This is a genomic window from Salinibacterium sp. SWN167 (genome assembly GCF_015864665.1).
In the GTDB taxonomy this organism is placed as follows: Bacteria; Actinomycetota; Actinomycetes; order Actinomycetales; family Microbacteriaceae; genus Rhodoglobus.
Genome location: NZ_JADYWU010000001.1, coordinates 1,583,352 through 1,601,773 on the forward strand (window position 1 = coordinate 1,583,352; position 18,422 = coordinate 1,601,773).

Genomic DNA, 18,422 nt, shown 5'->3' on the forward strand with positions numbered 1-18,422 from the left:
ATGACAACGACACCCTCACGTTTTGTGGCTGTGTGGCGCAAACTGCCTATTGTTCACCAGGTTCGCCAGTCGGTAGGACTCCAGCGCGGCATGCTCGTTGCCGGGCTCATTCTGACCGGCATCTTCTTGCTGACGGCACTTTTTGCTCCGCTGCTTGCTCCCTACGGTTTCTCGCAGTTGCGAGACGAAGAGGGTTCCTTTGGTGCGCAGGTTCCTCCGGGCGGTCAACACATTTTGGGCACCACCGTTGGTGGCTACGATGTGCTCTCGCGCGTGATTTGGGGTTCGCGTACCGCGCTGCTCGTGATCGTCGTTGCCGTTGCGCTGTCGATCTTCGCCGGAGTGCTTCTCGGTCTGGTCTCGGGTTACCTTGGCAGCTGGATCGACCGCGTTCTCGTGGTCATCTCCGACGCGGTATACGCGTTCCCGACGCTCCTGCTAGCGATCGTCGCGGCTATTGCGATTAGCGGTGGCCAGTCGAGTTTCTGGGGTGGAGTGTTTGCGGCGGCAGTATCGATCACCGTGGTCTATATCCCGCAGTATTTCCGTGTCATCCGTGCTGAAACGGTGCGAATCAAGTCGGAGGCCTACGTCGAATCGGCGAAGGTCATTGGCTCGAGCACGCCGCGGATTATGTTCCGCCACGTGTTCCGCAACGCTACGCGCACTCTGCCGTTGATCTTCACACTCAACAGCTCTGAGGCCATCCTGACTCTCGCGGGTCTTGGCTTCCTCGGCTTCGGTATTGAGCCATCCGCTGCGGCTGAGTGGGGTTACGACCTCAACAAGTCGATTTCGGATGTCACGAGCGGCATCTGGTGGACGTCACTGTTCCCCGGGCTCGCGATCGTTCTCGTGGTCCTCGGGATCACTCTGGTGGGGGAGTCGCTCAATGACCTCGCTGATCCTCGCTTGCGCACGCGTCGTCGTGCCGACCAGTCGGCGCCAGCGTTAGAAACCGCTCCCATCTCGACGCTCGCCCTCAACGACGATATCGACTCTATTGACCCGCTGGAGGCTCGCTCATGAGCAACATCGTTGAGATCAGGAATCTCGAAGTAACGTTCGCGACCGATGGCGGAGACGTCAAAGCTGTCGATGATGTGTCGCTGACTCTCGCCCCGGGCGAGGTTCTGGCGATCGTCGGCGAGAGTGGCAGTGGCAAGAGTGTGACGGCCAAGTCTGTTCTCGGGCTGTTGCCCGAGACTGCGGTGTCACGCGGTGCCATCGTGCTTAACGGCAAAGAAGTTATTGGAATGTCCGGCAAGCGTTTGCGTGAGCTTCGCGGCGTAGATGTGGCGATGGTTTTCCAAGAGCCATCCACCGCGCTCAATCCCGTGTTCACGGTGGGCTGGCAGATCGCAGAAGGGCTTCGCGCCCACGGCAATGTGAGCAAGCGCGAGGCTCGAACGAAAGCGATCGAGATCCTGCGCAAGGTGGGCATTCCGGAGCCAGAGTCGCGCGTTGACTACTACCCGCACCAGTTCTCGGGTGGACAGAAGCAGCGTGTCGTCATCGCCATGGCGCTCGTGCTCGAGCCAGAGCTCATCGTGGCCGACGAGCCAACAACCGCTCTGGATGTCACCGTTCAGGCGGAAATCCTCGATCTGCTGCGCCGGTGCCGTGATGAGTTCGGTGCCGCGATCATCCTGATCACCCACAACATGGGTATCGTCGCCGATCTCTCCGATCGTGTTGCCGTGATGTATCAGGGCAAGCTGGTTGAAGAAGCCCCAGCTCAGCAGTTGTTTGATTCGGCCAAGCACCCTTACACGCAGAAGTTGCTTGCCGCCGTTCCCCGTATCGGTTCGGGTGCGTCGCGGGCAGCAGCACGTGTATCTGATCGTGCGGCCGCGGGCGGCGAAAAGAATGTCGAACCTGTCGTCATTGCTGACAACCTCGAGATCGAGTTCCCTGGCCGTTTCGGTCGCGCGCCGTTCCGTGCTGTCGATCGCGTGAGCTTCACAATCTCACCCGGCGAAGTCCTCGGGCTGGTCGGCGAGAGCGGTTCGGGCAAAACCACGATCGGTCGTGCCATTGGTGGGCTCAACAAAATCACCGGTGGTTCGTTGTCTGTTCTCGGCCACGAAATGCTGGGCTTCAAAGAACGTCAGTTCCGGCCGCTGCGCAGCGACATCGGGTTTGTCTTCCAAGACCCTGCCTCCAGCTTCAACCCGCTGCTCACCATCGCTCAGTGCGTTGCTGAGCCGCTGATCGTGCACGGCAAGGCCGAAGACCCGAATGATGCGCGCGGACGTGTTGATGAGCTTCTCGAGGCCGTTCAGTTGCCGAAAGCCTTTGGGGATCGCTTTCCGCACGAGTTGAGCGGCGGACAGCGCCAACGCGCCAGCCTTGCGCGTTCACTCGCGTTGCGACCTCGACTGCTGATCGCCGACGAACCGACAAGTGCACTTGACGTTTCGGTGCAAGCGAAGGTGCTTGAACTGTTCGCGGACCTACAACGGGATCTCGGCTTCGCGGCCTTGTTCATTAGTCACGATCTTGCGGTTGTCGACATGCTGTCGGATCGCATTGCGGTGCTCTACAAGGGGCAGCTCGTGGAGGAGGGTGTTGGCTCTGAGGTGCTCGGCAATCCGCAGCATCCGTACACTCAACGACTGTTGGCCTCGCTGCCCGTACCGGATCCTCGCGAGCAGACCGAGCGCCGTGAAGCACTGAGGGCGCTGACTGACGTAGATTATTGAGGTGACTTCTACTCAGCCCACCGTGAGCGCCCGCGACTTGTCGCTGCGCTACCCGTCACGCAACCCTGAAACGCGTTCGATTGCTGTCAATGGTTTGAGTTTTGAGATCGCCGCTGGCGAAGTATTGACCGTTGTGGGCGAGAGTGGCTCGGGCAAGAGCACTCTTGCCAAAGCGGTTGCACTTCATGCTGAGACGGGCGCCTACGGTTCGCCGCTATTTAGCGGGGGAGAGCTCGCGGTGCTCGGCACCGAACTGCGCTCGGTGAGTCGACGCAAGCGCGATCGATTGAGCTTGCGCGTGGGCTATCTGCCTCAGGATGCGGGCAACCACCTCAATAGTCGGCTCACGGTCGGCGAGAACATTGCTGAACCGATTTTTGTGCGGGATCGTCGTTTCAACCAGCGGGAAGCCGCCGAAGCTGTTGCGACCCTCATCGACACTGTGCGTTTGCCGCTCTCGGTCATGAACCGGTACCCGTACGAGTTGAGCAAGGGGCAGCGTCAGCGCGTTGCGATTGCACGTGCCATGATCCTTGAGCCGCAACTGCTCGTGGCCGACGACCCCACCGCCGGTATTGACGTCAACGTGCGCGCAGCCATCCTCGACCTCATCGTTGATCTGCAAGCGCAACGCGAATTCTCGGCACTGCTGGTCACCGCTGACCTGGCCGCGGTCCGCCGGGTCGCCACGAATGTTGCGATCATGCATCGCGGCATCCTCGTTGGTTCTGGTGAACTTTCAGAAGTCCTTTCCGACCCGTGGCACCCCTATGTGAAGGGGCTCGCCCACTCACTTGTGGAGCTCGAACGTGAACAGCACTAACGAAATAACGCCCGACGTAAACCCCGTGCCCGCCTCGACCTGGTTGGTGGGCGGCTGGGGTGCGGATATGGAGTGCGAGTCCGAAGGCATCTCTGTCCTGCGCAGTAGGCCGGATGGGTCGCTCGAGCTCGCGCAACGCGTTGCGGAGGTGCCCTCGGCATCCTTTATCGTGGTCGATGGTGACCGCGTGTATTCGACGCTCGAAGGATCAGGCCAGGTCGCAGCATTCGACCGCGACGGCGAGACCCTCAGCACTCCAACGTTCACCGCCAGCGGAGGCCAATACCCCTGCCACATTGCGGTCCATGGCTCCACGATCATTGCCGCAAACTATGGCACCGGCACGCTCGGAGTCATCGAGGCGTCGGCGGAACCCACGGCGCTCGACACGCGTCAGGTCGTCGAGACTGTCGGGCTCGGTCCACGACCGCAACAGGAGGGCCCGCACGCGCACTCCTCAGTTTTCGTCGATGACAGCACGCTCTTCACTCTCGATTTGGGCGCCGACCTCATCCGCGTTTTCAGCTACGTCGATTTCGCGATCGAACAGATCGCCGAGGTCGCTACGCCGGCAGGGTTTGGTCCGCGCGATATCGTCGCCCGCCCCGGCAATCTGTTCTATGTGCTCGGAGAACACGGATGCGGCTTGCTCGTTTTCGAGTGGAAGAACCGTGCACTGCAGCAACTGTGCTCCATCGCGCTGCCTGGTGCTGTGGAAGGCGACCAAGCGTCCGCCATCGCAATCTCAGCCGACGGCCGCTTCGCCTACGCTGGGGTGCGCCACAGCAATCAGATTGCGGTCATGACGATTGCTGACGATGGCCGAAGCGTTGCACCGCTTACTTCTGTGTCGTGCGAGGGGAACTGGCCGCGCCACATCATCATGAGCGACGACATTCTTCACGTCTGCAACCAGTATTCGCACGAAGTGGCTAGCTTCAGAATTGATCTCAACGGTATTCCGCAGCTGATTGCCCCACCAACCCGGGTGCTTTCGCCAACATACCTCGCCAGAATCGCCTGATGGTTTTTCAAGTGCGAAATCATTTGCTAAAGTAATTGAGTCGCACAGCGATCCTCGATAGCTCAATTGGCAGAGCAACGCACTGTTAATGCGTAGGTTCTTGGTTCAAGTCCAAGTCGAGGAGCTTATAAGTCCCGGTCACTTCGGTGGCCGGGACTTCGTGCTTTCCGCGAGGTGCTTTTCCCGCGAAGTGGTGGGCGAGTTTTCTCGCGTTGTCGCGACTGCAGCCTGGCACCGAGAATCTTTCCCTACTCCGCCGGGAGTAGCGCACGCTGCACCGCCGAGCCGACGCGGTAATACCCCGCGGCAACTACCATCAAGGCATGTCTTCGTCACCTCGTCGCTCGATGCCGCGCGCATCGAAGGCGATGCTCGACGCCGTCGTGAACGGCACGGGTGTCAGCGCATCGCAGTCTCCGCGGTCGCGTCGTTTGCGGCGGTGGATTCCCGTCGTTATTTCGCTACTGGTGCAGGTGCCCATCACGATCGTGGGGGTGATCTGGACGGGTGCTTATGCGGAGTACGGTGATGCGGCATCCGAACTGCCGTTCACTACTGTTCTTGAGTTGAGCAGTATTGGTGCCGGCGCGATTGTCGCCATCGCGCTGTCGATCGTGGGCCCGCTGCTGCTGCTGTGGATTCGGCGTTATCCCGGGCCCATCATCGCTGTGATTTCGGCGTTGGCGGCGGCAGACTTTCTCATCGGCTACTCGGTGCTCTCTGCGCCGTATCTCGCACTAGCATTCGCGATTGTCATTGCGATCTCCCACGGTGCTCGCACCTGGACGTGGGTGTCGATGATTGTCGTGTGGGAGGCAACGCTTCTTGCCGCTCTGGTCGTGGGCATCGAGCTCGACCCGTATCGCATTGTCCCCACCACGATCGGTCTGTTGGTGGTGCTCGGGTTTGCTGAAGTGAATCGTCGTCGGCGTGAACAGCTCGAGCAGTTCCACGCCGCTTTTGCGAGTCGTCGTGAAGAAGAGCTGCGCGCCGAGCGTACGAGAATCGCGCGTGAGTTGCACGACGTCTTGGCACACTCCCTGAGCCAGATAAACGTGCAGGCCGGCGTCGGTCTTCACCTCATGCACAAGCAGCCAGAACAGGCCGAGGAAGCTCTCGCGAGCATCAAAATCTCGAGCAGAGAAGCGCTTAACGAAGTGCGATCGCTGCTGGGGATGCTGCGTAGTGAGGACTCTGGCACCGCGGAGGGTGCTGCCGATAATGCGCCGCTCGTCCCTGAGCCAGATCTCTCTCGCCTCACGAGCCTCGCCGATTCTGTGCGTGCGCAAGGCGTTGAGGTTGATCTCACTTCAGAGATCTCAGAGCACACTGCCGCGGCCGTTCAGCTGGCGCTGTATCGCATCGTGCAAGAGTCACTCACGAACGTGGTGCGGCATGCATCGGCGACCTCTGCGGTGGTCTCGCTGGTGGTCGAGGGCGACGACTATCTCGTTACTATTACCGATGACGGTGTCGGTATCGATACCGATGGTCACACGGAGGGGCGAGGGCTGCTGGGCATGCGAGAGCGAGCTGAACTACTCGGGGGAGCGATGACGGTGCGCGATCGTGCGCCGCGCGGCACCGTGGTGACGGCTCGAATTCCGCGCCGTTCGGCATCCGCATGATCCGGATTGTTATTGCCGATGACCAGCAGCTGATCCGGGCCGGCTTCAGCAGCCTCCTCAACGCCGAAGATGGCATCGAAGTGGTGGGCGCAGCGGCAACCGGCACCGAGGTCATTGAGGTGGTTCGTCGTGAGCGCCCCGACGTTGTCTTGATGGACATTCGGATGCCCGAAGGCGACGGTTTGTGGGCGACCGAACAGATCGCGACTTATCCCGAACTCGCTGATACGCGCATCGTTGTTGTGACCACCTTCGAAGTGGACGAGTACGTCGCTCGGGCTATCCGTGCTGGCGCCAGCGGTTTTCTTGTGAAAGACACCGAGCCTGTTGAACTGATTCGAGCGGTTCGTGTTGTGGCCTCAGGCGATGCACTCTTGAGTCCCGGCGTCACCAAACGACTCCTCGAACGCTTTGCTCGCGGCTCTCATGCGGCCGTCGATGATGCCATCTTGTCGGCCATTACCGATCGTGAACGTGAGGTGCTGGCTCTTGTCGGCCAGGGGCTCACCAACGCAGAGATCGGTACCAAACTCTTCCTGAGCCCGCTCACGGCCAAAACTCACGTCTCGCGCATCATGTCGAAGCTTGCCGCCCGAGACCGCGTGCAACTCGTCGTGATCGCGTATGAGACCGGGCTTGTCTCGCTGGGGCGGGCGGTGTGACGAGCAGCATGACGGATGGCATTGCAGACGGTGTCGCACACAGAAAACGGCACCCGGCACGGTCTCCCGAAGTCTCGGCGGCTATCCGCTCCAGCTTTGCGGTGGGCCTTGCTGTTGCCGCGTACGGAATTTCCTTTGGCGCACTGGCAGTAGCGGCGGGGCTGGATGTCTGGCAAGCCTGCGTGCTCAGCCTGTTGATGTTTTCGGGCGGCTCCCAATTCGCTCTCGTTGGTGTGCTCGCGACGGGTGGCACAGCGGCCGGCGGTGCAGCGATCGCTAGTGCGGTGCTGTTGGGTGCGCGCAACTCGTTGTACGCCCTGCGCGTGGCTCCCATGATCGGCCCCGGGGTTGCCAAACGACTGTTGGCGGGCCACTGGACTATCGACGAGAGTACCGCCGTCTCCACAGCACAGCCCACCCTGACAAGCCAGCGTGCGGGCTTCTGGTGGACCGGCGCCATCATCTACGTCGGTTGGAACCTGACGACCCTCCTCGGGGCCCTCATTGGCGATCAACTCGGCGACGTGAGCCAGTACGGATTAGATGCCGCTGCCGCAGCAGCATTCTTGGGGCTCCTGTGGCCGCGATTGAAGCAGCTGCAACCCATTGTGGTGGCGGTCGGTGCCGCAGTCGTTGCCGCGGTGCTCATGCCCGTTCTGCCCGCGGGGCTGCCGGTGCTCGCCGCGACGCTCGTAGCTGTCGCCGTGGGCCTGACAAACTGGCTGGGAACCCGCGAGAGCGACCTCGCCGAAGCTGAACCCGATCCGATGGGGGAGCGATGACGGTCTGGCACATCATTCTGATCGCCTCGATCGCCGTGCTCGCCCTCAAGCTCGCGGGCTTCACGATCCCCGCGGCGTGGGCCGAGAAACCCACGGTGGCGAGGCTCGCCAATCTGCTCACGGTCTCGCTATTGGCGGCACTCATCGTTGTTCAGACGTTCGGTTCAGCGCGCGGCTTTGAAGTGGATGCCCGGCTGCCGGCCGTCGCCGTCGCCGCCATGCTTTTCTCGCTGCGAGTGCCCTTTATCGTCGTGATCATCGCGGCCGCTCTCGTGGCCGCCGGTATTCGGGCGCTGACGTAGAGCGCTTTTCCGTGCGGGGGTTGCGCTGACTTAGGCGTCGAGCTGTTCCTCGGTGGGCAACCACGAGAGCCCAGGCTGACCCCAGCCCTGCTTGCGAATCGCTTTCGCGGCCGCCTTGGCATCCGGAGCCTGCAGGCGGTCGGCGTAGAGCACGCCGTCGAGGTGATCGTATTCATGTTGGAAGATGCGGGCGAGCCAGCCCGACGCTTCAATTTCGAACGGCTGTTGCTGCAGGTCGAAGGCGCGCAGGATGACGCGGTCGGCACGGGCAAGCGGGTAGCGTTCGCCGGGAATCGAGAGGCAACCCTCTTCATCCGCGTCGTCGGAGTCGAGCACGGGGGTGGGGCTTTGCCAAAGTTCGGGATTGATGGCGACACCGTGCCAGTGCGTGTCGTCGTCGTCGGTCCAGTCGTAGACAAAGATGCGTAAGCCGACGCCGACCTGCGGCGCGGCCAAGCCGACGCCCGGTGCTTCTTCCATCGTCTCGATCATGTCGTTGACGAGAGTCGTGAGCTCGCTATCGAAGGCCGTCACCGGGTTCGCTGGAGTGTGGAGCACCGGATCGCCGGTGATAATGATGGGAAGAACGGCCATGTACCCAGAATATCCCGTGCGAACCGAGTACATTTGACGAGTGCCGCCGGACATCCTTGACCTCAGCGATCAGATAAGCCTGACGCCGCTGCAAGCGGTGGGTATTCCGTTGGCCCTCATCGGCGCGATCCTGTTGTCGCTGGGAGCGCAGTTTCAACATCGTGGCGTTGCCCGCATGGAGCAGCACCATGGCAGCGAAGCCAGCGCAGGCCTCAACTTTTCCCAGATCAAGGCGCTGCTTGCCCGTCCGTCGTGGGTAATCGGCACGGCGTTTCTCGGGCTCGCCATCGTTTTTCAGCTTTCGAGCCTGTCGCTTTCCCCGCTCATGGTGGTGCAACCCCTCGGCGCCGTTGCGCTCGTGATGACCGCGATCATGAATTCCCGCGTCGCGAAGGTGCGCTTGGATGCCATTTCCATTCGAGCGATCGTGATGTGCGTTGTCGGTGTTGGTGTGTTTGTCGGAATCGCCGCGATGTTCGCCAAGTCCACGGTTATCACCCAGCGTGAGCTGTCAATTGTGCTCATCGTCTTGGCGATCGTCTTGGCACTCTGGATCGTGCTGTTCCTGGTCTTCCGCACGAACGCGTCCCCTGTTTTTTATATCTTGGGTGCCGGCATGCTGTTTGGTTTCGTCGCGACGCTCGCCAAGGTTGTCATCGACCGCATCAAGACGATCATGATTTCGGGTTCTGGATTTGAGAGCACGGATTTCCTTACGATCCTGTGCATTGTTGGGCTCATCGCTGCGTCCCTTCTCGGTTCGTACTTCGTGCAGACCGCATACGCCTCCGGCCCGCCAGACCTCGTGGTGGCGGGACTCACCGTTATCGACCCGCTCGTTGCGGTGACGGTCGGCATCCTCGTTCTGGGAGAAGCAGCCGATGCGCCGCTCTGGGCAATCATTGCGTTTGTGATTACGGGTGCCGTGGCCATTTTCGGTGTGTTCTCGCTGTCGAAGCACCACCCGCAACTGAAGTCGTAGTATTTCGAGGCGCTCGGTCGAGCAGCCCGTGCGTGCAGGCCGCGTGAGGTACGTTATTAGATGCCGTTGACCTGACTGGGTCGTAAACGCACTGGCTCGTGACGCACAACTGTTAAGGAACTCTTCGACTGTGACTTCCGCTGTGAGACGCTCGCCCCACGAGGGCAAACCGCGACTTCGCATTCTGATCGGTGCCGACACTTTCTGGCCACAAATTAATGGTGCAGCGACCTTCATTGCTCGATTGGCCGCTGGTCTCGCTGAGCGCGGCCATGATGTGCACATTGTGGCTCCCTCGTACTCCAACAAGAAGTTGGGCACGATGGTCGAGGAGCATGAGGGGCAGAAAATGACCCTGCATCGCCTCTACTCGTGGCGCTGGCTCGGCCACCCGTGGCTTCGGTTCATGATGCCGTGGCGGGTCAGGCAAAATTCGGCACGCATTCTTGATCAGGTGAAGCCCGATGTCATCCACTTTCAGTCGCACATCATCGTCGGCCGCGGCATGACGATCGAGGGCGAAAAGCGAGGAATTCGTCTCGTCGGCACTAATCACTTCATGCCCGAGAATTTGCTCGATCACGCCTACATCATCCCCAAATTCTTGCGCCGAAAAGCTATTCAGGCGGGGTGGGCTGCTGCCGGACGTTCCTTCTTGCGTGCCGCGTGGGTAACCACTCCGACCCGGCGCGCCGCCGAATATCTCGAAGCAAACACGAACGTGCGCAACGTCGTTGCGGTGTCATGTGGGATCAATGCCGATGGTTACAACGGCAATCTTGAGCCCAAGCCGGAGAACCTCATTGTGTTCTTGGGGCGCCTCTCCGACGAGAAGCAGATCGATAAACTCATTCGCGCTCTCGCGATTCTTGACCCTGCGCTCGACGCGAAGCTCGAGATCGTGGGCGGGGGAGAGCTCGAAGGAAAACTTCGTGCCCTTGCAGCCTCTTTGGGCGTCGCGGATCGTGTGACCCTCACCGGATTTGTCGAGCAAGATCAACTGCGTGATGCGCTTCAGCGTGGTTCAGTGTTCGCGATGCCATCGATCGCGGAGCTGCAAAGCATCTCAACAATGGAAGCGATGGCGTCTGGGCTGCCCGTCGTTGCTGCTGACGCCATGGCTCTGCCTCACCTTGTGCACGATGGGGAGAACGGGTTCCTGTTCGAGCCCGGCAACGTCGAGGATCTGGCCGCAAAACTCACCCGAGTGCTGTCGATGCCAGCGGATGAGGTGCTGAAGTTCAAGAAAGAAAGCTTGGCCATCGTGGCCGCCCACGACATCCAGCGCACCCTCGACACGTTCGAGAGCATGTATCGCGGCGAAGACGTCGCGGTCGCGGCATCAGCGGCCAGCAAAAACGAGAGCGCCTCCTAAACGGAGACGCTCTCGTGGGAGCCACAGCAATCGGCTCGTGACTGTAGGCGTGGAGCCTACTTCTTTGCGGGGGTGCGGTTTTCGGCCGATACCATCCAGGCGTACTGTTCGAGCGTCTCGAGGATGCCGTGTAGCAGATCCGCGCTCGTGGGGTCTTCCTCGTCGATGGGATCGTGCACTTCGCGAATCGTTTCGATTGTTGCTTCGAGGCGTTCTGTCAGAAGGTCAATCGTGTGGGCAGTGTCCACCTCGCCAGCCGGAAATGCGGGAAGAGTCGTGGTCTCGGCCACGGTGTCGCTGCGCCCATCAGGGGTGGCGTGGAGTGCGCGCATCCGTTCGGCGATCGTGTCGCTGAAGCCGCGTGCGGCATCAATGATTTCGTCAAGCACGAGATGAGTGTCGCGGAAGTTCTTGCCAACGACGTTCCAGTGAGCCTGCTTGCCCTGAAGCTGAAGTTCGAGCAGCTCTACGAGAACCTGCTGAAGACGATCTGCCAAGCCCTTGGAGGCGGTGAAGCCGCGCTCAGCATTCTGCTGGCGAGTTTTGCGAGCCCCAGATTTGGCTGGACTTGTGGTCTGCGCTTTCTGTGAATCAGTCATACCTCGACCGTACGAGGGTTGGTTTGATGCTGGCTCAACGTTGCGTGAGAGGAAGCTGAGTGTGCGGTGGTCGCTTTCGTGCACGGCACGTGTTGCGCGCAGTGGCGTGCCCTTCGTAGTCCGAATTGCCGGTAACGTAGATACGCGCCTGCAGCAGTGCAGGCACGGGGCGGTAGCTCAGCTGGTTAGAGCAGCGGACTCATAATCCGTCGGTCACGGGTTCAAGTCCCGTCCGCCCTACAAATACTCTCGTTTACCAGTGATTTCCGAGTGTAATTCCGTTTTAGATCGAATAACTACGGTTAAAACTACGGTTTAGAAAGCGAAAACCTGTCTATCTGAGGTTGTTTCTAGCCAGCCGAAGGCGCCGAGCATCGGGTTAGTGAGGTGCTTATCGTCCTGGTCCCATCTGCTCTCCATTCTCGAGCGGTCTGCGAAGTCCTGCGGGCCGATGTCATCGCCGCTCAGAGCGTTGTAGGTTGTGCACACCGATTAGGACAGGACTACCGGAGCCTCCGCAAGCATTGGGAGTCGCTCGGCTTCCGGACGCTTACTGGAACGCGCTTGTATGAGACGCATCAGGGGAGAATTCAGGCCGATAGCTCCACAGCCCCGTTGGCACCGCGAGAGCGGTACGGTTCCAGTTATCCCAGCAGACCTGGTACCGATCTCAAGTCGCCTGAAACGCCGCGGCCGATTGCTGTTTCCACCAGGTATCTTCGCGCTACGATTTCGTCCTCTCGAAGCACCAGGATCCGAGAGTGAGCAACGAGTAGATTTTGGGGGATTCAGACGGCCAGATGATGCTTGGCTTTCTAATGGGCGTCCTCGGGCTCGTTGCAGGTTCCGCAGACGCCAGGGTTTAAAACTGGTTGCCAGTATTTGTGGAAGAAAGTGCCGGGTCCTGAGTAGTTGACCTGTGCTTCTCTCAGGTGACTGCGACCTCGGGTGCAGCGGCCACAGCACTGGTGGTCAACAACCGAGGGAGTCGCCTTCTTATGGCAGTGATCGCAGACGAGATACGAGCCTCCGCCGGGGACGTTCATCAAAGTCATCTCCCGATAGTACGGGTGTTAGTAGTTTCGGGCGTAGGCGATCTGGGTCCAGATGAATTTGACGCGCCGGATTCGATGAAAAATTAGACAGGGCGAAGCGCCTGATCGCGCGGACAGCCTGGCGCTCGTGGCGCGATGAGAGATGCATACGCCAAGAGCGATGCGTCGACCACGGTCTGGTGCTTCATCGCCGCAGCGCTAGTGTCCGATCATCCGCCCGCTGCAAAGGCTCGCGCGGCGATCATTACTTTGCGCAACTGATCGCCAGCTATTGCCTCGGCCGGCGAGACGTCGTCTAGTTCTGAGTTCATGCCCATGAACCTCGCCCGGATGGTGCGATCGTCTTCCTCGGCGCGGAGCAACGCATAGACCTCGTAGGCACTACGAAGCCGACGTTCGCCTCCAGCTGATGACATTGATTCGCCAGTAATCCACTCCGGGAGCATGCCCCCACCCGCGCCAACGATGAAGCTGAGCAACTCTCGGCCAAGAACGTTTTCGAGAGCCCCGCTGATGTCGTGGATACTGATCTGCGCGCAGTCGTCCGCCGCGCTTGTTCGAGTGCTGCTGCCTGCTGGGGCAATAGGTTTCGTCACAGCCGCCTTCTCTCCTTCTTTCAGATGAGTGATGTGGGAGTCACACAGACCTGAGTATCGAACTGTCGGTCCTGCTCGTGTCACTGTATCTGTGGGTACTATTTCGCTGCCCTGCACCACGGCATCTACCGGATTCAACGCCCGGCATATCCCGGCGCGCACCTCATGTGATAGCCCGTTCGGGCGAACGGAACAGCGACAATCTTTCGGCACCGTTTGCAGGTCACAGTCTCCGGCTCGGAAAGCTGCGTCCTAGCCTCCGGGTCTTGTTGATCACTCGAGACGCTTCGGTCAGGGATAGCCGGAATGTAGACTGCCGGATTCGCGGTAGGTACCAGCCCGGGCTCTTGCACCTTGAAGTATTTGAGCATCGGCCGGCCAACAGGGTATCGAGATACCTCACAACTAAGGAGATTGTGTTTCACCAACGCCGTGTACCAAGCGGTGACCATAGCTGCGGCATCGTCCTTGGATAGGTCGAGTCCGAACTCGCTTCGTAGCTCTTGTGCCGCAAGATCCCGACGCACGCGGCTGGACCTGACGTTCGGAGCAATATGAACACGCCATAGATGCCACTGCCACAAGACGTTGGCAACTGGGATGTCTACTTTCACGTGAACATCTAGCCATTCTGGGATCTCCCAGTCAAACAGCTCAAGCACTCGCTGCCCAGCGGGGCTCGCTAACCAAGCCTCCCGCATGGCTGTCCGCCGAGAGGCGTTGTATTCCCGGTCCTTGCGTTTCGCCTCTGCGATGCGTTCGGCCTTCGCCTGGCGCTCGGCAGCAATCCTCTGCTTTTCTATCTCCGCGATTCTCTGCTTCTCTTCCTCTGCTGCGCAGTAAGCCTTGTAGCGGAGGGTGTTCGTCTTGATCTGATCAGTTCGAATGCTTGAAAAGCGGTCGGGGTGCAGCTGGAATCTGACTAGCGGTTCGGTGCTGAAGCTGCCGCGTGCCTCCGGATAGATTCCAATCTCCTGCCGGTTGATGCTCTGGTTGCTGGTTGCGATCCCGATGTCCATAAGCAGCGGATTGAACCATAGAGGAACGTCGCCTGCAGTGCGTACTGCAGCCTGCGCTGAGGTGAAGGTAATCCGGTTGTCACTTTCAGTACGCATTTGAGGGCCTGTATGCCCGAATAGCCACACGTCGACGATGTTTTGACGCCGGTACGAGTCATGCCGAACTTGCCATTCCTCGGCGGTCAGCGCGGAGTACTGAATCTCAATCGCCACCCGAGCCCCGTCGGCGAAGGTAACCATTACGTCGGCGATCCGTTCACGTTCGCTGTTAGATGCTTGCTCCATCATGACCTGGGCTGAGGGATGCTGTGCTTTCAGAAATCGTGTGATCTGCGCTTTAGCTTCCAAGTGGAACAGCGACTCAGGCGCATGTTTGAAGTTGCCGTTGAGGTGACGGAAGCCGTCCCGGCGGTTGAATCGCGATCGATCAACAGTCGTAAATTCTGGAGTTGGACAATCACCCACCGGGCATCGGAGCTCAGTTCGTGCCAGCTCTCTGTGCTCGGCTGCGCCGCCTTCAGGCAGGTAGAAAAGGCCGGCATCACCAGACTTCCTGCTCGCAAAGATCATCCGGGACTCACCACGTTGGAACGCGGCGAGGATGGGCGGTCCATGAGGCATGATCAAATCTTATGACTCGGGTCTGACATCGATCCAGAACTGTGAAAGAAATGCTGCAGAAATGCTGCAGAAATGTTGCATAAGTGTGTAAGAGTGCAACAGAAATCTGTCTGCGCAGAGACGTGAAAGAAGTGCAAAGGCTCACGTCGACGTAAATTGGCTCTACCGGTGGCTCAGCTCGCCTACCGATAGCATTGCGATGTGACTGACGAGCAGAGACATGACCTCAAGCGGGTTCGTTTGAAGGGCGCGCGCTTCGATGGAGGACGGCTGCCTATCGATTCGCTAGTCGAGCTGCAGAACTATCAGGCTGTCGTCCGCATCGCTGCGGTGGCCGAATGGCGACTTGAGCACCCAGGAGAAGAAGTCCCGTCAGACTTCAAAAGCTCCGTCAGCCTCGCTATCGAGAGCATTGACGACGGAAGCGCAGATGTATTCCTGGCTTTCGAGCAGCATCAGGTCTACGTGCACTACCAGGCCGAGGCGCAGGACGTAGCTGACGCCGTAATCGTTGCCGCTTATTCGGATGCCGAGATACCCATCCTCCCCGCTCTTTCAGCGAGCGAGGACACGGAGTTTCGTGAAGCCGTGGCGCAGTTCGGCGAGACTCTCCGACCAGAGCAGTCAATCGAGTTCTACCCTGGTGGAGTTGGCTCCGTGCCGGTAACGATTACCGTGGAGACTCGCGTAAACGCGGTTGACCGGCTGTCGCGGATCGAGGACTTTCTCGTCCCCCCGGATCAAGTGCCCCAGCCGACCGAGCTTGATAAGGAAGAGCAAAGTCTCGTTGGGAGGATCACCGCGCTCGACGCCGAGAAGAAGAAGTTCACGCTTGTGCTTTCGGACGGCGAGGAGCTCCACGGGCGATACCCAAAGCACCCCGGCTTGCTCGATGATTTTCGTAAGGTGCTTAATTCAGCGGCTGAAGGTCCTCTCACGCGCGTCACGGGGGCGCTGCAGATGAAGAACGGCATTCTGTACCGATTCTGGGAGACAAGCAGGGTCGAACAGGTGCACTTTGACGAGACAGCTTGGGGTGCCCGGCTCTCGAAGATGGCGACCTTGATGTCGCGATGGGATGGCGCCGCGGCTGCTCAGATCTCTTCTGAATCGCTGGAGAAGGCACAGATGATCCTTAGAGCCGTCGATCGAGCAGAGATTGCGAGCCCCGGCGTGTTCCCAACCGAAGACGGGGGAGTCCTCATCGAGTGGGCTGACGCAACAGGCGTTCGCAGCATTGAAATATTGGAAGGCGGAAATTTCGAGACCTTCTCGATGAAGTTTGGCGAGCAGGAGGGCGCGCACTCGTCAACGCACGACCTCAGCGTTGCCATCCGGTTTGTTGAGGCGGAGAAGGCATGACTGACATCGACGTCGAGCTGCTCGAAGGCGAGCAGCTAATGAGCGACTCTGACGAGCTGGCCTATCGGCAGGTCGCCCCTCATATGCTGGAAGACGACGGCAAGATCGCGACTACGGCGTTCGGCCCAAATTCCTCGGATAACAACAAGCCCTCCTTTTCGCGCCAGCGCGAAGTGTCGCCGCAGGCCGCCCGCGATTGGCACGACGAGTATGCGAATAGCCCCTCTCGGGGCGTATGGGCGGTTTCGGTCGGTGAGGTGGTCGCGTCAGGTCGATACGTCGTTGACGACTCGAAATGCGCTCTGGACCCCGGAGCGCTTCGGGCCCCTGGTCATTGTTTCGTTGATTTTAGAGGTCTATCTAAACTCCAGCGCAAGGAGCTTAGAGCAATGCTCCACATGCACGCGATGCGGAGGGGTGAGATCCCGACAGAGGCGGCCAAAGAGGACGGGCAGCTGTTCTCTTGAGCTGCCAACGAGCCTTGCCAACTGAAGAACAGATGCTGGTGCGTTTCGTGTCGCTACTGTTGAATGCGGGGACACGCTTGGGTCCGGCCCTGAACCTTGATAGCGCGCCACGATCCCGTATCGCGAGCCCAGTCGATGTCAGGTGCAGGACCGATGATTCTGCCCGGTTGGCTGAGCCTGCGTGTCCTCTGCCAATAGTTGGCGCCATCAAATCAGTTCGCTCCAACCTACGGTTAAACCTACGGTATACATCTGGGATGCGACGGTGTCACGCGGGCTGTTCCGGGAGGTGATCGGCCAGATAATGCTGGCATTTCAGCGAACAATCAGCACTCGCCTCGAATAGTGCAAGCGATCAATCAGTAATCCGTCGGTCATGGGTTCAAGTCCCATCCGCCCTACTTCTGTTTCTATTCAAGGCGTGGGCGAAGTTGGTCGAGCTGCTCCACTGTCATGGTCGGTGCGGTGAAGTGCTCGGGGTAGTTTGCGCCGCTGCGGTTTACCCACACCGTCGAAAGCCCTGCTGCGGCGGCACCGTGGATGTCCCAAGGGTGCACTGCCACGAGGTAGACAGCGGTCGTGTCCAGGGCAGTGCCGGCGCGGGCCAGCGCGGTCTCGTAGGACGCGCGCGCGGGTTTCCAAGAGGAATGCTCTTCCACTGACAAAAAGCCGGCCATGACATCCGCGACTCCGGCCTCCGTGAGCATGCGTTCGGCATTGCTCGCGGGCCCGTTTGAGAGCGTGAAGAGTCGGTGGCCGGCCTCGTGCAGTGAACGGATGCCGGGGACCACGTCGCTGTGGAGGCTCACGTTCGAGAACGCGGCGATCACCGCATCCACGGCGTCATCGATCGGCAAGCTCAGCGCGGAACTGCTGAGGGCGTTTCGCGCGTTCGTCGCAGCGATGTCGAGAAAGCGGGCCTCGCTGCCGACCGCGGTGAGTGCGAAGCCATCCCGCAGGATGCTGGCAAACCATGACGACGCGAGTTCGCGGGCTGCACCGACGGTTTCGAATGCGTCTCCGACGGGCGAAAGATCGGAGAGGGTCTCGTTGACGTCGAAGAAGAGTGTCGCTCGTGTGCTCGTCATGGCATCCCCACTAGTTCGGCTGATCCGGCCGTCAATGGCGGATGCTCAGCGTGTGACTCCCTACGGTACGCGCAGTACCGAGCGCCCGCCTGATAACGGCAGCACTAGTCTGCTGGGGTCGCTATCTGACTGTGGTGCGCTAGCGTTTTCGGGCGATAAAAAAGCCGGTCAGAGGTAAAGTGCTTTCCGCTGAGGAATGGGCTATGGTCAGGGTTAGCACGCCAACTGAGACAAGGGGAAGCGGAGTAATCATGGCTGGAAAATCGCCTAGAGGAAGTACGAAAAAGGAAGCCAAGCTGTCGATCAAAGACAAGCGGGCGCAGAAGCGGGCCAAGCTCGAAGACACCGGCTTTATCAAGCCACGTAAGGGCCAATAACGGCCCACCCCTCGAACTCATCGGATTCCACACCCAATTTCGATGAGTTCAGCGTGGCGGCATGCAGTCGCAGGCACGGAAATCCCGTGTCCCTTCAGTGCGCCTGCGCCGCCACGCCCATCATGATGCCGCGCGAGAGGTTAGCTGCGCACCTTGCCGCGACCGAAGATGAGCCACAAGATCGAGCCGAAGATCGACAGGAAGAACGCCACCAAGATCCAGAGGAACTTGCCGACGACACCATGGTTGGTGCTCTTGGCGATCGAGACCACGGTGATGATGAAGACGACGAGTCCGACGATGCCAAAACTGAAGCTAATAGGTTCCATGGTCTAAATCTACTGGGCATGGCACTATCAAG

Annotated in this window: 18 protein-coding genes and 2 tRNA genes; 14 read left to right on the forward strand and 6 right to left on the reverse strand. The window is 59.8% G+C overall.

What is annotated here, in order from left to right:
• From I6E60_RS07595 to I6E60_RS07635, 9 genes are all read left to right on the forward strand, one after another.
• Window positions 1-1,029 carry an ABC transporter permease gene (locus tag I6E60_RS07595; RefSeq protein WP_197179563.1) on the forward strand — a complete coding sequence of 343 codons (1,029 nt, stop codon included), beginning with the start codon at window positions 1-3 and terminating at the stop codon, window positions 1,027-1,029.
• On the forward strand, window positions 1,026-2,705 hold the full coding sequence (locus I6E60_RS07600; protein WP_197124424.1) for an ABC transporter ATP-binding protein: 1,680 nt from the start codon (window positions 1,026-1,028) through the stop codon (window positions 2,703-2,705). Before I6E60_RS07595 ends, I6E60_RS07600 begins: the two co-directional genes overlap by 4 nt.
• Window position 2,706: 1 nt before the next feature.
• Complete coding sequence (locus tag I6E60_RS07605; protein WP_307841796.1) at window positions 2,707-3,528, forward strand: ABC transporter ATP-binding protein; 822 nt, start codon at window positions 2,707-2,709, stop codon at window positions 3,526-3,528.
• Window positions 3,515-4,552, forward strand: coding sequence for a beta-propeller fold lactonase family protein (locus I6E60_RS07610; RefSeq protein ID WP_307841797.1), 1,038 nt, complete (start codon window positions 3,515-3,517; stop codon window positions 4,550-4,552). Before I6E60_RS07605 ends, I6E60_RS07610 begins: the two co-directional genes overlap by 14 nt.
• A gap of 51 nt (window positions 4,553-4,603) precedes the next feature.
• A tRNA-Asn gene (locus I6E60_RS07615) sits at window positions 4,604-4,676 on the forward strand.
• A gap of 199 nt (window positions 4,677-4,875) precedes the next feature.
• Window positions 4,876-6,180, forward strand: a complete 1,305-nt coding sequence (locus I6E60_RS07620; RefSeq protein ID WP_197179565.1) for a sensor histidine kinase — start codon at window positions 4,876-4,878, stop codon at window positions 6,178-6,180.
• A complete protein-coding gene (locus I6E60_RS07625; protein WP_197179567.1) occupies window positions 6,177-6,842 on the forward strand; it encodes a response regulator transcription factor in 666 nt (221 codons plus the stop codon). The genes I6E60_RS07620 and I6E60_RS07625 overlap by 4 nt, the downstream gene beginning before the upstream one ends.
• 8 nt (window positions 6,843-6,850) lie before the next feature.
• Window positions 6,851-7,624 carry an AzlC family ABC transporter permease gene (locus I6E60_RS07630; RefSeq protein ID WP_231601159.1) on the forward strand — a complete coding sequence of 258 codons (774 nt, stop codon included), beginning with the start codon at window positions 6,851-6,853 and terminating at the stop codon, window positions 7,622-7,624.
• Window positions 7,621-7,926 carry an AzlD domain-containing protein gene (locus tag I6E60_RS07635; RefSeq protein ID WP_197124430.1) on the forward strand — a complete coding sequence of 102 codons (306 nt, stop codon included), beginning with the start codon at window positions 7,621-7,623 and terminating at the stop codon, window positions 7,924-7,926. Before I6E60_RS07630 ends, I6E60_RS07635 begins: the two co-directional genes overlap by 4 nt.
• Window positions 7,927-7,956: 30 nt before the next feature.
• Here the strand turns inward: I6E60_RS07635 and def are convergent, their stop codons facing one another.
• A complete protein-coding gene (gene def / locus I6E60_RS07640) occupies window positions 7,957-8,520 on the reverse strand; it encodes a peptide deformylase (RefSeq protein ID WP_197179569.1) in 564 nt (187 codons plus the stop codon).
• A 40-nt stretch (window positions 8,521-8,560) separates the two neighbouring features.
• Here def and I6E60_RS07645 point away from each other — a divergent pair, with 40 nt between their 5' ends.
• Complete coding sequence (locus I6E60_RS07645) at window positions 8,561-9,502, forward strand: multidrug DMT transporter permease (RefSeq protein WP_197124434.1); 942 nt, start codon at window positions 8,561-8,563, stop codon at window positions 9,500-9,502.
• Between the two features lie 130 nt (window positions 9,503-9,632).
• Window positions 9,633-10,877 carry a glycosyltransferase gene (locus I6E60_RS07650; protein WP_197179571.1) on the forward strand — a complete coding sequence of 415 codons (1,245 nt, stop codon included), beginning with the start codon at window positions 9,633-9,635 and terminating at the stop codon, window positions 10,875-10,877.
• A gap of 56 nt (window positions 10,878-10,933) precedes the next feature.
• On the opposite strand, the gene I6E60_RS07655 is transcribed toward I6E60_RS07650, so the two are convergent.
• On the reverse strand, window positions 10,934-11,476 hold the full coding sequence (locus I6E60_RS07655) for a Dps family protein (protein WP_197124438.1): 543 nt from the start codon (window positions 11,474-11,476) through the stop codon (window positions 10,934-10,936).
• 166 nt (window positions 11,477-11,642) lie between these two features.
• Here I6E60_RS07655 and I6E60_RS07660 point away from each other — a divergent pair.
• Window positions 11,643-11,716, forward strand: a tRNA-Ile gene (locus tag I6E60_RS07660).
• Window positions 11,717-12,740: 1,024 nt separating this feature from the next.
• Here the strand turns inward: I6E60_RS07660 and I6E60_RS07665 are convergent.
• Together I6E60_RS07665 and I6E60_RS07670 are read right to left on the reverse strand one after the other, a co-directional pair.
• On the reverse strand, window positions 12,741-13,127 hold the full coding sequence (locus tag I6E60_RS07665) for a hypothetical protein (protein WP_197179573.1): 387 nt from the start codon (window positions 13,125-13,127) through the stop codon (window positions 12,741-12,743).
• A 134-nt stretch (window positions 13,128-13,261) separates the two neighbouring features.
• Window positions 13,262-14,716: a competence protein CoiA family protein gene (locus I6E60_RS07670; RefSeq protein WP_197179575.1), complete on the reverse strand. Its 1,455-nt coding sequence runs from the start codon at window positions 14,714-14,716 to the stop codon at window positions 13,262-13,264.
• A gap of 381 nt (window positions 14,717-15,097) precedes the next feature.
• Between I6E60_RS07670 and I6E60_RS07675 the strand changes: the two genes are divergently transcribed.
• On the forward strand, window positions 15,098-16,129 hold the full coding sequence (locus I6E60_RS07675) for a hypothetical protein (RefSeq protein WP_197179577.1): 1,032 nt from the start codon (window positions 15,098-15,100) through the stop codon (window positions 16,127-16,129).
• Window positions 16,126-16,596: a hypothetical protein gene (locus tag I6E60_RS07680; protein WP_197179579.1), complete on the forward strand. Its 471-nt coding sequence runs from the start codon at window positions 16,126-16,128 to the stop codon at window positions 16,594-16,596. Before I6E60_RS07675 ends, I6E60_RS07680 begins: the two co-directional genes overlap by 4 nt.
• 410 nt (window positions 16,597-17,006) lie before the next feature.
• On the opposite strand, the gene I6E60_RS07685 is transcribed toward I6E60_RS07680, so the two are convergent.
• Together I6E60_RS07685 and I6E60_RS07690 are read right to left on the reverse strand one after the other, a co-directional pair.
• A complete protein-coding gene (locus I6E60_RS07685; protein ID WP_197179582.1) occupies window positions 17,007-17,684 on the reverse strand; it encodes a haloacid dehalogenase type II in 678 nt (225 codons plus the stop codon).
• Between the two features lie 517 nt (window positions 17,685-18,201).
• Window positions 18,202-18,390, reverse strand: coding sequence for a PLDc N-terminal domain-containing protein (locus I6E60_RS07690; RefSeq protein WP_197124441.1), 189 nt, complete (start codon window positions 18,388-18,390; stop codon window positions 18,202-18,204).
• Window positions 18,391-18,422: the final 32 nt, after the last annotated feature.

Bases quoted from the DNA above. Each gene is read 5' to 3' on its own strand.
- I6E60_RS07630 (WP_231601159.1), top strand. From the start codon at position 6,851: ATGACGGATGGCATTGCAGACGGTGTCGCACACAGAAAACGGCACCCG.
- I6E60_RS07690 (WP_197124441.1), bottom strand. From the start codon at position 18,390: ATGGAACCTATTAGCTTCAGTTTTGGCATCGTCGGACTCGTCGTCTTC.
- I6E60_RS07680 (WP_197179579.1), top strand. From the start codon at position 16,126: ATGACTGACATCGACGTCGAGCTGCTCGAAGGCGAGCAGCTAATGAGC.
- I6E60_RS07625 (WP_197179567.1), top strand. From the start codon at position 6,177: ATGATCCGGATTGTTATTGCCGATGACCAGCAGCTGATCCGGGCCGGC.
- I6E60_RS07635 (WP_197124430.1), top strand. From the start codon at position 7,621: ATGACGGTCTGGCACATCATTCTGATCGCCTCGATCGCCGTGCTCGCC.
- I6E60_RS07670 (WP_197179575.1), bottom strand. From the start codon at position 14,716: ATGATCTTTGCGAGCAGGAAGTCTGGTGATGCCGGCCTTTTCTACCTG.
- I6E60_RS07620 (WP_197179565.1), top strand. From the start codon at position 4,876: ATGTCTTCGTCACCTCGTCGCTCGATGCCGCGCGCATCGAAGGCGATG.
- I6E60_RS07655 (WP_197124438.1), bottom strand. From the start codon at position 11,476: ATGACTGATTCACAGAAAGCGCAGACCACAAGTCCAGCCAAATCTGGG.
- def (WP_197179569.1), bottom strand. From the start codon at position 8,520: ATGGCCGTTCTTCCCATCATTATCACCGGCGATCCGGTGCTCCACACT.
- I6E60_RS07685 (WP_197179582.1), bottom strand. From the start codon at position 17,684: ATGACGAGCACACGAGCGACACTCTTCTTCGACGTCAACGAGACCCTC.
- I6E60_RS07600 (WP_197124424.1), top strand. From the start codon at position 1,026: ATGAGCAACATCGTTGAGATCAGGAATCTCGAAGTAACGTTCGCGACC.
- I6E60_RS07595 (WP_197179563.1), top strand. From the start codon at position 1: ATGACAACGACACCCTCACGTTTTGTGGCTGTGTGGCGCAAACTGCCT.